At 50.2% G+C, this 13362-nt stretch carries 11 protein-coding genes; 10 read left to right on the top strand and 1 reads right to left on the bottom strand.

Annotated features, from left to right (window positions below; all coding sequences use genetic code 11):
* Together RQP52_RS24620 and RQP52_RS24615 are read left to right on the top strand one after the other, a co-directional pair.
* Positions 1 to 1041, top strand: a complete 1041-nt coding sequence (locus RQP52_RS24620; protein WP_315954291.1) for a dienelactone hydrolase family protein — start codon at positions 1 to 3, stop codon at positions 1039 to 1041.
* Positions 1042 to 1119: 78 nt separating this feature from the next.
* Positions 1120 to 1737, top strand: a complete 618-nt coding sequence (locus RQP52_RS24615) for a DUF1273 domain-containing protein (protein ID WP_315954290.1) — start codon at positions 1120 to 1122, stop codon at positions 1735 to 1737.
* Positions 1738 to 1749: 12 nt separating this feature from the next.
* Here RQP52_RS24615 and RQP52_RS24610 read toward each other — a convergent pair whose 3' ends face one another.
* Positions 1750 to 2613, bottom strand: a complete 864-nt coding sequence (locus RQP52_RS24610) for a LysR family transcriptional regulator (RefSeq protein WP_315954289.1) — start codon at positions 2611 to 2613, stop codon at positions 1750 to 1752.
* A 138-nt stretch (positions 2614 to 2751) separates the two neighbouring features.
* Here RQP52_RS24610 and RQP52_RS24605 point away from each other — a divergent pair, with 138 nt between their 5' ends.
* From RQP52_RS24605 to RQP52_RS24570, 8 genes are all read left to right on the top strand, one after another.
* Positions 2752 to 3633, top strand: a complete 882-nt coding sequence (locus RQP52_RS24605; RefSeq protein ID WP_315954288.1) for a DMT family transporter — start codon at positions 2752 to 2754, stop codon at positions 3631 to 3633.
* Between the two features lie 799 nt (positions 3634 to 4432).
* Positions 4433 to 6502 (top strand): bifunctional aldolase/short-chain dehydrogenase, encoded by a 2070-nt coding sequence (locus RQP52_RS24600; RefSeq protein WP_315954287.1) that lies wholly within the window; start codon positions 4433 to 4435, stop codon positions 6500 to 6502.
* A gap of 33 nt (positions 6503 to 6535) precedes the next feature.
* A complete protein-coding gene (gene rhaI / locus RQP52_RS24595) occupies positions 6536 to 7756 on the top strand; it encodes an L-rhamnose isomerase (RefSeq protein ID WP_315954286.1) in 1221 nt (406 codons plus the stop codon).
* A complete protein-coding gene (gene rhaB / locus RQP52_RS24590; RefSeq protein WP_315954327.1) occupies positions 7750 to 9252 on the top strand; it encodes a rhamnulokinase in 1503 nt (500 codons plus the stop codon). The genes rhaI and rhaB overlap by 7 nt, the downstream gene beginning before the upstream one ends.
* A gap of 9 nt (positions 9253 to 9261) precedes the next feature.
* Positions 9262 to 10029 (top strand): DeoR/GlpR family DNA-binding transcription regulator, encoded by a 768-nt coding sequence (locus RQP52_RS24585; RefSeq protein WP_315954285.1) that lies wholly within the window; start codon positions 9262 to 9264, stop codon positions 10027 to 10029.
* Positions 10030 to 10140: 111 nt separating this feature from the next.
* Positions 10141 to 10884 carry a (Fe-S)-binding protein gene (locus RQP52_RS24580; RefSeq protein ID WP_315954284.1) on the top strand — a complete coding sequence of 248 codons (744 nt, stop codon included), beginning with the start codon at positions 10141 to 10143 and terminating at the stop codon, positions 10882 to 10884.
* Positions 10871 to 12388 carry a LutB/LldF family L-lactate oxidation iron-sulfur protein gene (locus tag RQP52_RS24575; RefSeq protein ID WP_315954283.1) on the top strand — a complete coding sequence of 506 codons (1518 nt, stop codon included), beginning with the start codon at positions 10871 to 10873 and terminating at the stop codon, positions 12386 to 12388. The genes RQP52_RS24580 and RQP52_RS24575 overlap by 14 nt, the downstream gene beginning before the upstream one ends.
* Positions 12381 to 13127, top strand: coding sequence for a LutC/YkgG family protein (locus tag RQP52_RS24570; RefSeq protein WP_315954282.1), 747 nt, complete (start codon positions 12381 to 12383; stop codon positions 13125 to 13127). The genes RQP52_RS24575 and RQP52_RS24570 overlap by 8 nt, the downstream gene beginning before the upstream one ends.
* Positions 13128 to 13362 lie beyond the last annotated feature (235 nt).

Genomic DNA, 13362 nt, shown 5'->3' with positions numbered 1-13362 from the left:
ATGTGGAATCCAGATGCCATCATGGAGAATCTCTATCTCTCCTATGAGCAGAAACGTTTAGAGCAGATGAGGGAAGAGAGTGCTGAACAGACCCGGGAAAGGCTTAAGCAAGGGCTGGCCACTTCTTTGGACATAGGGCTGATGACGAAAGATGAGCTTCTCCCTGTTCTGCTCGAGCGTATCGAACGGGATGATCATATTCAGGAACGAATCGAATTTGGAACGGTGGCGGGATTCCGTGTCCCTGCTTACGTGCTAATTCCTAAGGGTAAAAAAGAGCGTTCAACCGCTGTCCTTGCCCTGCATGGGCATGGCTACGGCAGCAGGCAGATTTCCGGCATGCATGCCGATGGCAGCGAAAATACCGGGGAACCGGATTCTCACGGAAATTACGCGGTTGAATTAGTGAAACGCGGCTTTATCGTGATGGTACCGGAAATTATCGGTTTCGGCGATCGCCGATTGGCGGAGGAGCTAAAGGACGGAAAAGTTGGCAACTCCTCTTGCCAAGCACTCGCTTCCCATCTGTTGTTGTACGGCATATCGTTGGCGGGGCTGCGTGTGCATGAAGCGCAGCGGGCCATCGATTATCTGTTGACACGCGAGGACGTTGAAGGAGACAACGTCGGCTGCTTTGGCTTCTCGGGTGGCGCCTTAATTGCTTCTTACCTAGCTGCGCTGGACGAACGCGTCAAGGCTACGGTGTTATGCGCTTTTGGGAATACGTTTAAGGGTAGTATCATGCATCTTCGTCACTGTATCGACAACTACTTGCCAAGCGCGTTGGCTTATGCGGAGCTGCCTGACTTAATGGGGCTGATTGCGCCACGGTCGTTATTCATTGCTTCTGGCCGGCAGGATCGGATTTTCCCGGTAGCTACGACGGAAGTGGCAATCGAGCAATTGAAGGGTGAGTACACGAGAGCCGGTGCGGCTGAGCGGTTGGGATTCCATTTGTACGAAGGTAAGCACGAAGTGAATGGGAGCCAGGCCTATCCTTGGCTTGTTGAGGCTATGAGCAGAGAGCTGTCCGGTTGTTAACCGGCGGCTCTTTTTGCTTTCTATCGTTATCTTTCTATGCTACCCTGTAGGGAGAGTTAATAAGGTGGTGTGCCTTTTTTGAAAAGAATCTTAATCACAGGATATAAAGCATCAGAGCTAGGCATTTTTTCATTAAAACATCCAGGCATTTCGATTATTAAAAAAGCGATCCAAAAGCGACTCACTCCGCTGATCGAAGAGGGACTTGAATGGGTTGTTGTGAGCGGCGGTTGGGGCGTCGAGCTGTGGGCGGCGGAGGCTGTTCTTGACCTTAGAGAAGGCACTTACCCGGAGCTCAAATTGGCTGTTATCACGCCTTTTTTGGAGCAAGAAGAGAAGTGGAGCGACGAGAAAAAGAATAGCTACACGAGCGTTATAACTCGGGCTAATTATGTCAATAGCATCACGAAAACGAAATATGAGGGACCTTGGCAGTTTAAGGAGCGGGACAAGTTCCTGCTGCGCAATTCGGACGGTATTCTTCTGGTCTATGATGAGGATACGGAAGGGTCTCCGAAATTCATGAAGCAGCAAGCTGCGCAGGTGGCCGCTCATCACGATTATCCTATCATCACAATTAACGCCAGTGATCTCCAAAATGTCGCCGAAGATGAACAGGATATGGAGCACGGCGATGCGTGGGGAGATATGGACACCCTGCATCCAGGTGGGCCTGCTGATTATGAAGAAATTTAAACGGCCAGCTGCTTACGCCTCCACGGCTCCCGGCAGCATGCCGACAAAAGCGCTTAGTGAGCTGCTTATAAAAGCATCCTTGCGCATGATAAATTCCGTTTTGATAAAACGGTAATGCTGAGGAATCGCAAAAGTGCGGATTAATCCTTCCGCTTCATGCTTCTGTATGACGGCCTTTGGCATAAGCGAGATGCCTAATCCTGCGGAAATACCGCCAATAATGGCTTCCAACATACCGAATTCCATCATGATCGGTTGTGTGATGCCAATGGACTGCAGCCACTGATCCAGAACGTCGCGATAGGAGCAACCTGTGGTGAACACAAGAACAGGCTTCGTCAAGGCCTCCGAAAGATTGGCAACGCCAGGGCCTGCTGCGACGACCAATTCTTCTTCATACGCCTGGATGGACTGCAAATCAGGGTGCGTACAGGAACAACCGATGAATGCACCGTCCAGCTCATAGTGGAGAACTTTTTCAATTAGAAATTGCGTGTGTCCTGTTGTTAACGAGAGCTGCACATTAGAATGCTGCGCATAATAAGAGGCAAACAGTTTGGGAAGACGGACCGCTGCAGCAGTCTGTGTGGAACCAATTAACAGCGGACCGCTAGGCTCGCCTGATGAAGAAAGTGCCACGACCGCCTCATCCAGTAGACCGACGATTTTATCCGCATAGGTTAGCAAAGTTTTACCGCTAGAAGTTAAGGACATGCCGCGATTATGCCGAGCAAAGAGGACCGTTTGCAGCTCAGATTCCAATTGTTGAATCCGGGCCGTAATGTTGGATTGTACATAACCGAGACGTCCGGCAGCTTTGGTAATGGAGCCTTCTCGTGCTACCATTTGGAACACTCGCAAATCTGAGCTTTCCATCGTTGTGGACCTCCTATGCTGTTTTTGAATGTTTTTGATATCATTATTTATGATTCCAAGTATCTATAGTAATCATTATACATAATTCCAAGCCTCCTATACAATGAGATCATCTTGTTGTTAGGGAGGTTTTTTAAGATGAGCAAAATGAAATATATAACGCTTATTATTGTCACGACCTTTGTTATGGGAGTCGCGTTTCCGGTAGGCAAAGTCGGGCTGGATTATTCGACGCCTTTCTTTTTGATGGGTCTTCGCTTTGTTCTGGCGGGAGGTATACTAGCGCTAATTGTAAGGAAAAAACCACAGCCTACGAGTTTGAAAATGTGGGGAAAAGCGGGTTTGATCGGCTTATTGCAATCAGCGGGTGTGATGGGCTGCGCTTACTATAGCATGCATTGGATTAGTTCAGGCGAGTCTTCCATCATTACTTGTACGAATCCGCTGCTGGTGATCGTGTTAGGCACTTTCCTGACGGGAGCCAAATATCGAGGGCGGCAATGGTTCGGTGTAGCCCTTGGTTTTATCGGAGTCGTCGTTACCTTTGGATTACAACTGAACTTTCAGGCAGGCATGTTGATCGGTTTCCTCGGTGCCGTATTTTTTGCCGCTTCTACACTGCTTATTAAACAGTGGGGAGCCGGGTTCGATATGACGGTGCTGGCTGCGTATCAAATGCTTGCGGGAGGCATTGCGCTTCTACTTCCGGGAGCGCTGACGGAGCATCCTCATTTCACCTTTACGCCTATGTCCGTGGTCGTGCTGCTCTGGCTTATCATCATGGGATCGATTGTACAATTTTGCCTATGGTTTTATTTGCTTCGCAGCGGAGATCCGGCCAAAACAAGCGCGTTTCTGTTCCTAGTGCCCGTGTTCGGGCTGCTCTCCAGTTGGCTGCTGCTTGGTGAGAAGGTCGCTTGGTATGTCGGTTTGGGTGGAGCTTTTATTTGTGTGGGTATCTTTTTGGTGAATTGGGAAGGGAAGGCCCGATCGGGAGGGCGATTGGTGCGAGTACAGTAATGGGGCTTGGGCGGAGAAAGGGCAAGTGGATGCATGAGAATATTCTATTCTATTGGATGAAATCCAATGAAATGGCGTTTTTGTTGGTCGAATTGGGGCTCACATTGGATGAAATCCAATGCAGGGAGTAACGAAGTCTTGGAAACAGCGGCGAAGTGGTGAACTCACTGGATTTTGTCCAATGAAATGGCCGCTTCCACGGCAAAAAGTGAGCGTTCATTGGAGTTTGTCCAATGAAAATTCAGATGGCTCTGCACTTGGGGAACTACAGGTCGCTATTTCGCAGAAATCTTGCAGTTTTCATCTCTGAGGGAACTACGGTCCTCTATTTCGCTGCTTTCACCCCAGAATCGTGACATGTAGGGGAAATAAGACCCTGCAGTTCCGTTTAGAGTGAAAATAACTTGTTTTTCTCCAAATAAGAGACTGGAGTTCCCTTATGGCAGGTAGCTGTATGGAGATAGTGTGCTGCGATGGTGGCAGGTTAGAAAAATAGCTAAAACCAAAGTCTGGCGAATGGTAACCGCCAGGCTTTTTTTGATTTGTTTTTGGCAGTTAAGCTGGTAGGTGGCTGTGTGGAGATAGCGTGAACCGCCAGGCTTTTTTTTATGCTTTCCGAGCTAGCGCCTGCCATCCCACAAGGCTCTCAGGTGCAAAGACAAACAAAAACAAAAATAATGATTCAAAAATAAACAAAGATGTGTTACGATAAATCCATCAAAAACAAAACACATCATGGGATGTGAAGAGGAGAGACTTTGGGCGGTGCTCAGAGATCCCTATACTTAGGAGGGTACTTATGGTTGCGAATTTGTGGGAAGCAGACAAGGCGAGTAACGTTTCAAAAGGCGTAGAGGAATTGGTTTACCGCTCCAATTTATTAGGAACAGATCGTGCTGTTGCGAACTGGGGCGGGGGCAACACTTCGTACAAAACCATCGAGAAGGATTTCCGCGGCCGTGATGTTGAAGTGATGTGGGTCAAAGGAAGCGGTTCCGACCTTGCGACAATGAAAGCAAAGAATTTCACAGGCCTTCGGATGGAAGACATCCGTCCTCTGTACGAAAGAGACGAAATGTCCGACGAGGAAATGGTTGCGTACTTGGTGAACTGTATGATCGACAGCAAGCATCCGCGTGCTTCCATTGAAACGCTTTTGCATGCGTTCTTACCGTTCAAACATGTGGATCACACGCATCCGGATGCGATTATCTCGTTATGCTGCGCACACAATGGCCGTGAGCTGGCGAAAGAAATCTACGGCGACCGCTTCGTATGGGTACCTTATGTCCGTCCTGGCTTCACACTGTCCAAAATGATCGCAGAAGGCGTAAGAAACAATCCAAAAGCTGAGTTAGTGTTGATGGAGAAGCACGGTCTGGTTACGTGGGGTGAAACTTCCGAAGAGAGTTACCTCAAAACACTTGCAATCATTAATGAAGCTGCAAGCTTTATCGAAGCGCGAGTTCAAGAGGACAACTTGTACGGCGGCTCCAAATACGAGTCCCTGTCCGATTCCGAGCGCAACGATATTTTGGCGCAGGTGCTGCCAACGGTTCGCGGTGCAGTAAGCAAAGAGAAGAAAATGATCCTGACAGTTGACAGCGCGGACGATGTCTTGAAGTTCGTTAACAGCAAAGATGCAGCTGTCTTGTCTCAAGTAGGCGCAGCATGCCCGGATCACTTGGTTCATACAAAAATGAAGCCGCTGTACATCGACTGGAATCCGAATTCCCGTGATGCCGCTTCCCTGACGGAAGCTTTGCAAGCTGGCATTGCCGCTTACAAAGAAGAGTACAAAGCATACTTCGAACGCAACAAAAATGAAGGCGACGTTATTTTCGAAACGGCTCCTCGCGTTATCTTGATCCCTGGAATCGGGATGATTAACACAGGCAAAAGCTGGGCTATGGCGCAAGTCAGCGGCGCGCTTTACCACCGTGCAATCTCCGTGATGAGAGGCGCAACAGCACTTGGAACTTTCGTTTCATTGAGCGAAAATGAGTCTTACAACGTGGAATACTGGCCTCTTGAATTATACAAATTGACACTTGCACCTGCTGAAGCGGAATTCTCCCGCAAAATTGCTTTTATCACGGGCGGCGCAGGCGGAATCGGCAGCGTGACGGCTCGTCAATTCCTCAAAGAAGGCGCGCACGTTGTGCTGGCTGACTTGAATTTGGAAGGCGCACAAAAATTAGCGGCCGAGCTGAACGAGCAATACGGCGAGAACAGAGCCATTGCGGTGAAAATGGATGTAACGAAAGAAGAAGAGGTAGAAGCGGCTTACCGCGATTCGATCCTTAGCTACGGTGGAATCGATGTTATTGTGAACAACGCGGGTCTTGCGACATCGAGTCCTTTTGATGAAACATCCCTTAAAGAGTGGAACTTGAACATGAACGTGCTTAGCACAGGATATTTCCTGGTAGCTAGAGAAGCTTTTAAAATTATGAAAAAGCAAAATGTCGGCGGCAGCATGGTATTCGTCGGCTCCAAAAACTCGGTATTTGCAGGTAAAAATGCTTCTGCTTATTCAACGGCAAAAGCCGCTGAGATTCACTTGGCGCGTTGTATCGCTGCAGAAGGCGGCGAATTCGGTATTCGCGTGAACTCCGTATTGCCGGATGCGATTCTGCAAGGTTCCGCGATCTGGAATTCCAACTGGCGCAATGAGCGTGCTGCGGCTTACGGCATCGAACCGGACCAACTGGAAGAGCACTACCGCAAAAGAACGACTTTGCTTGTTAACATTTTCCCGAAAGACGTTGCGGAAGCCATCGTGTACTTCTCGTCTTCCAAAGCTGAGAAAACGACAGGCTGCATGATAACCGTTGACGGCGGCGTTCCAGCTGCTTTCACCCGCTAATCCGTTCCATATCCAAAAGGAGGCTATTATCCGATGAGTGATAAAGCATATGCGCTGTTTGAAGAGCTGCAAGCAAATAGAGGTATTGATCTGACTGCTGTAAAAGCCAAGCTGAAAGCCCTCAAAGTAGAAACTCCATCCTGGGGCTACGGGGATTCTGGCACTCGCTTCAAAGTGTACAAGCAAAACGGTGTGCCGCGTAATCCTTTTGAGAAATTCGAAGATGCTGCGCAGGTTCATAAACTGACGGGTGCTTGCCCGTCGGTGGCAATCCACATTCCTTGGGATAAAGTGGACGATTACGCAAAGTTGAAGCAGCATGCAGCTGATTTAGGCGTTTCTATCGGCGCGGTAAATCCTAATCTTTTCCAAGAAGATGATTATATCTTTGGAAGTGTGACGAATTCGAACGCAGCGATTCGCCGCAAAGCGACGGATCACTTGCTGGAGTGTGTGGACATTGCCAAAACCGTTGGCTCTGATGCCCTGAGCCTCTGGTTCGCAGACGGTTCCAACTACCCAGGTCAAGTTGACATTCGCGCTCGCAAAACATGGATGTATGAATCGCTCAAAGAGATGTACAACGCAATGACGCCAAACATGCGCATGCTGATTGAATACAAATTCTATGAGCCTGCCTTCTACCATACGGATTTGGCGGATTGGGGCATGGCGTTCAACATGGCGAACAAGTTGGGTCCTCAAGCGGAAGTGCTTGTAGACACAGGCCATCACCCACAGGGCACCAACATTGAGCACATCGTGACTTATTTGTTAGATGAAAATAAACTCGGCGGCTTCCACTTCAATTCCCGCAAATATGGGGATGACGATTTGATTGTAGGTTCCGTGAATCCATACGAATTGTTCCTGATTTTCTACCAAATCATTGATGCGGCGAACGATAAAAACCCGCAAATCCGTCAAGCTGCAAATAACATTGCGTATATGATCGATCAAAGCCATAACATTGAGCGTAAAATCCCTGCAATGCTGCGTTCTGTACTGAACGTTCAAACGCAATACGCAAAAGCTTTGCTCATTAACCTGGACGAAGTGAAGGACGCTCAAGAGCGTCAAGACGTTCTTGGCGCCGAAGACGCGGTTCGTAAAGCGTTCGAATTCGACGTGACACCGCTGCTGCAAGCAGTTCGCGAAGAAATCGGCGTGCCGGTTGATCCGATGAAAGCTTACTTAGAGAGCGGCTACGACGAAAGCATTAACGTGCGCGGCAAAGGCGGTGCGAGCTGGTGAGTAAACCCTCAAGCGTTCTGGCCTTTGATTTGGGAGCAAGCAGCGGCAGAGCGATCGTCGGACGCCTTGATTCTGAAGCGGGCCAAGTGACGATCGAGGAAATTCACCGCTTTCCGAATGATCCGGTGAAGGTGGGCGACCATCTTCACTGGGACATATTGCGCTTGTTTCATGAGTTGAAACAAGGGATTTTACAGACGAAGCAGCTAGGATATACGGATATTGAAAGTTTGGCGATCGACTCTTGGGCGGTAGATTTCGGTCTGCTATCCAAGAACGGCGAGTTGCTGGGCAATCCTTATCATTACCGTGATCACCAGACTGACCATGCGATGGAAAAGGTGTTTGCAAAAGTAGGACGCGAAAAGCTTTATGCCAAAACGGGGCTCCAATTTCTGCAATTCAACTCGATTTTTCAACTCGCTGCAATTAAAGAAAGAAATCCGGAATTACTGGAACGCGCTGAAACGTTGTTGATGATTCCGGATTTGCTCCGCTATTTCCTAACCGGGGAAAAGCATAGTGAGTTCACGAACGCTACGACGACACAGCTCGTGAATGCTACAACGAAGGCGTGGGATGCAGAGCTTCTCGAGCAGCTTGATCTGCCAGCGAGTTTGTTGCTGAATCCAGTACCTTCAGGTACGCGGGTAGGTGCCTTAACTGCAGATATCTGCGCGGATCTTGACGTTGCTTCGATTCCTGTCATTGCCGTAGGCGAGCATGACACGGCTTCTGCCGTTGTTGCGGTCCCTGCGCTGGACGATCATTTTGCCTTCCTAAGCTGCGGCACTTGGTCCCTGTTGGGAACAGAAACGATGGAACCTGTTTTAACGGAGCAGGCTTTAGCGTGGAACTTCACGAACGAAGGCGGCGTGTATGGCACGAACCGTTTGCTGAAGAACATTATGGGCTTGTGGCTGATCCAAGAGTGTAAACGGACGTGGGATAAAGAAGGCAAAAACCTCAGCTTTGCCGCTCTCGTCAAGCTTGCTGAGCAGGCGAAACCTTTTCAATCATTCATCGATCCCGATGACGACATGTTTCTTAATCCGCAGCATATGCCGAAGCAAATTCAGCAATATTGCCGGGATACGCAGCAGGTCGTTCCGCAATCCGAAGGCGAGATCGCGCGCTGCATCCTAGAAAGTCTGGCGCTCAAATATCGGTTTGTTCTGGAATGGACCGAGCAGCTTACGGGTGTCACGTACCCTGGACTTCACATTGTTGGCGGCGGCATTCAGAATGAGCTGCTCTGCCAATTCACTGCGAGCGCTACAGGGCGCGAGGTTTGGGCAGGTCCTGTCGAGGGTAGTGCCTTAGGAAACCTTGTAGTACAATGGATAGCATTAGGGTATATCGCGAATTTACGCGAAGCCAGGAAGCTGATTCGGAATTCGTTCCCGGTCAAAACGTACATCCCCGAGGATGCTGCGGGTTGGCAGGCGGCGTATGCAACATTTTGTCAGGTGGCGTCCCGATCGAGGATGAAATGAGGGAAGACGATGCTGGTAGCGGAAAGATGGCAGAGAATCGTTCAGTTAGTGAATGAAAGAGGTAGCATTCGCGTGACGGAGCTCAGCGAGCTGTGTCAAGTGACGGAAGAGACGATTCGAAGAGATTTGGATCGGTTGGAAAGCGAAGGCAAGCTGATGCGCAGCCATGGCGGCGCCGTGAGTGTGAAGGAAGCGCAGTCGGAAGTGCCTTTCCTGGAAAGGGAAACGGAGCACGCTGATTTCAAGAACAGCATTGCGAAGGAAGCGGTATCGCATATTCGCGAAGGCGACCGCATCATTTTGGATGCGAGCACAACGGCTTGGTATATGGCCAAATTGATTCCGGATATGCAGCTGACGATCCTTACGAATTCGATGAAAGTCGCACTCGAGGTCAGCGGCAAGGAGAAAATTCAAGTGATTTCTACGGGAGGACTTCTCTCGCCAAAATCGTTGTCCTATGTAGGACCACTAGCGGAGAGGTCACTGGACATGTACCACGTCCATAAGCTTTTCCTTTCCTGTAAAGGGGTTCATATTCAGCGCGGCATCAGCGAATCGAATGAGCTTCAAGCGCTTATTAAGCGCAAAATGATCTCGATTGCCGATGAAACATATCTGCTAGCCGATCACAGTAAATTCGGGATGCAGTCTTTGACGCAAGTCGCGGCATGGCCTGAAATCAAGCATGTGATCACAGACGGACAAACCAATAAGGAGGATGTGGACCGTATTCGGGAGAAAGGGGTTCACGTCATCCAACTAGATAAAGAGTAAAGACATTGTTCCTTCCATCTCCAGTATGTTCGCTTTCGTACTGAGGATGGTTTTTTGTATAGCCACCTGCCTCTGTGGGGGGAACGATGCAGGAAGGGAGTCAGCTGCAACATGAAAGTATCGATGTTCATAACGTGCCTCAGCGATCTTGTCTATCCCAAGGTTGGCGAGTCAATCGTTCATTTACTTGCAAAATACGGAGTCAAGCTAGACTTCCCGGTGAAGCAAACCTGCTGCGGCCAACCCGCCTTCAACAGCGGCTATTGGGATGAGGCGCGAGGTTCTGCCATGACCCTGCTGGAGGCTTTTGAAGACAGCGATTTTGTCATTTCGCCTTCGGGTTCCTGCACGAGCATGATTCACCATTATTATCCGAAGCTTTTTGAAAATGACCCTGTTAATCTAGCACGCGCTAATCGGCTTGTTGAGAAAACCTATGAATTCACTCAGTTCCTGGTACAAGTGTTAGGGGTTACGGATGTGGGAGCTGTATTCCCGCACAAAGTGACCTACCATCCGTCCTGCCATGGCAGCCGGTTGCTCGGAGTGAAAGCTGAACCGATGCAGCTGATGCAGCATGTTCGGGGCATGGAACTGCTGCCGCTTCCTCATGCCGAGGATTGCTGCGGGTTTGGCGGTACTTTTGCGGTGAAAATGTGCGATATTTCCGGGGCGATGGTGTCCGAGAAATCCGACCATGTCTTAGAGACGGAAGCTGAAGTGCTCGTCGGGCTGGATATGGGTTGTTTAATGAATATTGCCGGTAATTTGTCGTTTCGAGGAAAGCCTGTCAAGGTGATGCATCTGGCGGAGTTATTGGCTGAGGGAGTGAAACTTGCCCATGAGCGAGCATAAACCTGGCGGGACGGTGAAGGATAGATCCAAAATTGCGCTGAACAACGACTTTTTGCGCAATGCGGTGAAATTCACGACGGAGCGATTAAAGAATGGGAAGCTGGCTGCGACCGCCGAGCATGGCAATTGGGAAGAGTGGCGTGAGCGCGGACGAGAAATTCGGTTGCATACGATTGCGCATCTCGACTACTATCTTGGCAAATTTGTTGAAAATGCAAGGGCGCAAGGGGTGCATGTTCATTTTGCTGCCGATGCGGCGGATGCGGTTAGGTTAACGATGCAGATTGCCGAGCATAAGAAGGCGAAAAGTGCCGTGAAATCCAAGTCGATGGTTTCCGAGGAGCTGCACATCAACCATGCGCTTGAGCAAATCGGCGTAGAAGCGATTGAGACAGACCTTGGTGAATATATTATTCAGCTGGCTGGCGAGACGCCGTCGCATATCATTATCCCGGCGATTCACAAAAACCGGTACCAGATCGCTGATCTTCTGTCTGAAGACGCAGGAGAGAAGCTTGAGCCTGATACGGGAATATTGGCCGGATACGTACGCAGAAAGCTGCGAGAGAAATTCCTTGAAGCCGACATCGGGATGACGGGCTGTAATTTTGCCATTGCCGAAACAGGTTCAATGGTACTCTTTGAAAATGAAGGCAATGCGCGGATGGTCAGCACGATTCCGAAGACACAGATCACCTACATGGGGATGGAACGTATCATTCCTACGCTGGACGATCTTGAGGTCATGGCGACGCTGCTGCCTCGTTCTGCAACCGGACAGAAACTGACGGTGTATATGTCCGTTATTTCCGGGCCGCAGCGTAAGCAGGACGGCGATGGCCCCGAGGAGATGCATATCATCATCCTCGATAATGGTCGCTCTTTGCAGCTAGGCGATCCGCAATTCCAGGAATTGCTGAATTGCATTCGCTGCGGCGCTTGCTTGAACGCCTGCCCGGTGTATCGCCATATCGGCGGTCATGCCTACGGCGGCGTCTACAGCGGTCCGATCGGCGCGGTGCTTACGCCGGCTCTGAATAAAAATGTCGACCAGTGGGACGACATTGCCAACGCCTCCAGCCTCTGCGGAGCGTGTTATGAGGCTTGTCCGGTCAAAATTCCGCTGCATGATATGCTCGTCTATCTCCGCCAACGCAAAGTAGAGCGGGGATCGACGGATTTAGCGGAGAAAGTGGGGATGAAAGGCTTTAACTTCCTCATGTCCGATGCCAAACGGGTGAAGGCGCTGATTAAGCTCGGTCGCATCGGGCAAAAGCTGCTCGTTCGGGATGGCCATATCAAAGCGCGGATCGGTCCGCTCAAAGGCTGGAACTCCTATCGTTATGCGCCAAGTATGGCGAGCAAGACATTCCGTGAGTCGTGGAAAGACATCGAGCAGGAGCTGGAAGGCACGTTTCCCGAGCTTGACGCTGTCATGAAGGCACGTATGGAGAAACTGGTCGCTGATCGCAAAAACGGCGGAGGAGGACATCATCATGGCTAAATCAGATCCGTCATTTCTGCAGCAATTGCACGAAGAAGCTCTCAAGAAGCAGGAATCCTTCTTTGCTAATATTTCGACGCGTCTGGGTCGGGCAAAGCCACTGCAGAGCGCTCCTGCACATCCAATGAAGGGGGCTCCCGCTTTTTGGGAGGAGGTCAACCTCCCGCTGGAGGAGCGGATTCAGCTCTTCATGGCGAACTGGCAAAAAGCAGGTGGACACACCTACCGGTTGTCGGGCATGGCAGAAGCGCAAGCTTTTATTACTGATTTTATCGCTAAAACGCAAGCGAAAAATCTGATCATACAGGATCAGCCGGAGCTGGAAGTGCTGCGCGAAAGCCTCTCAGCCGGCACGGAAACGAACATCACCGTGTGGAACGCGCAGGATGCTACCGCTGAGGCCAAAGATGAGCTTGTCGCCAAGGCGGCTGGCGCAGATATCGGGATCGTGGCTGTTGAGCATGCGGTCGCTTACACGGGCTCGTTAGTCGTCACGTCCGACGCTACGCGAGGCCGAAGCGTTAGTCTGCTCCCGACGACGTTCATCGCGATCATCCCTGTGGAGCGTCTGCGGACGAAGTTGGGCGAGGTTTTGCGGCCTTTTGACGCACTTGCCTTAGGCGAGCGGCCGGCTGGCATTCATTTCATATCAGGCCCGAGTCGGTCAGCCGATATCGAGAACGATTTGACCATTGGCGTACATGGTCCCGGTATCGTCTATGCACTAATTATTGAATGAAGTAGCGTGTACGGGAACTACGATCCCCTATTTCCTGCCAATCAACACATTTGCCAGCGAGAGGGAATTAGGGGCCTCTATTTGTTGAATATTGGATCTCTACCACCATATTTGAGAGCAAATAAGACCCCACAGTTCCCTCCCGCCCCTGAAATCAGCCTACTTGGCATAAATAGCGCCCTGTAGTTCCCGTTGCCTCTGAGTGAGTCATGAAGCGGGGGCTTTCGCACCGATT

The sequence above is a fragment of the Paenibacillus violae genome (assembly GCF_032461945.1).
Classification (GTDB): Bacteria; Bacillota; Bacilli; order Paenibacillales; family NBRC-103111; genus Paenibacillus_E; species Paenibacillus_E violae.
The sequence above is the reverse complement of the archived record's forward strand: the minus strand, read 5'-3'. Positions and strand labels throughout refer to the sequence as shown.

What these genes read in the sequence shown, in the direction of transcription:
- RQP52_RS24585 (WP_315954285.1), top strand. Translation starts at nt 9,262, where the DNA reads ATGCTGGTAGCGGAAAGATGGCAGAGAATCGTTCAGTTAGTGAATGAA.
- RQP52_RS24610 (WP_315954289.1), bottom strand. Translation starts at nt 2,613, where the DNA reads ATGGAAAGCTCAGATTTGCGAGTGTTCCAAATGGTAGCACGAGAAGGC.
- RQP52_RS24600 (WP_315954287.1), top strand. Translation starts at nt 4,433, where the DNA reads ATGGTTGCGAATTTGTGGGAAGCAGACAAGGCGAGTAACGTTTCAAAA.
- RQP52_RS24620 (WP_315954291.1), top strand. Translation starts at nt 1, where the DNA reads ATGTGGAATCCAGATGCCATCATGGAGAATCTCTATCTCTCCTATGAG.
- rhaI (WP_315954286.1), top strand. Translation starts at nt 6,536, where the DNA reads ATGAGTGATAAAGCATATGCGCTGTTTGAAGAGCTGCAAGCAAATAGA.
- RQP52_RS24575 (WP_315954283.1), top strand. Translation starts at nt 10,871, where the DNA reads ATGAGCGAGCATAAACCTGGCGGGACGGTGAAGGATAGATCCAAAATT.
- RQP52_RS24605 (WP_315954288.1), top strand. Translation starts at nt 2,752, where the DNA reads ATGAGCAAAATGAAATATATAACGCTTATTATTGTCACGACCTTTGTT.
- RQP52_RS24580 (WP_315954284.1), top strand. Translation starts at nt 10,141, where the DNA reads ATGAAAGTATCGATGTTCATAACGTGCCTCAGCGATCTTGTCTATCCC.
- RQP52_RS24570 (WP_315954282.1), top strand. Translation starts at nt 12,381, where the DNA reads ATGGCTAAATCAGATCCGTCATTTCTGCAGCAATTGCACGAAGAAGCT.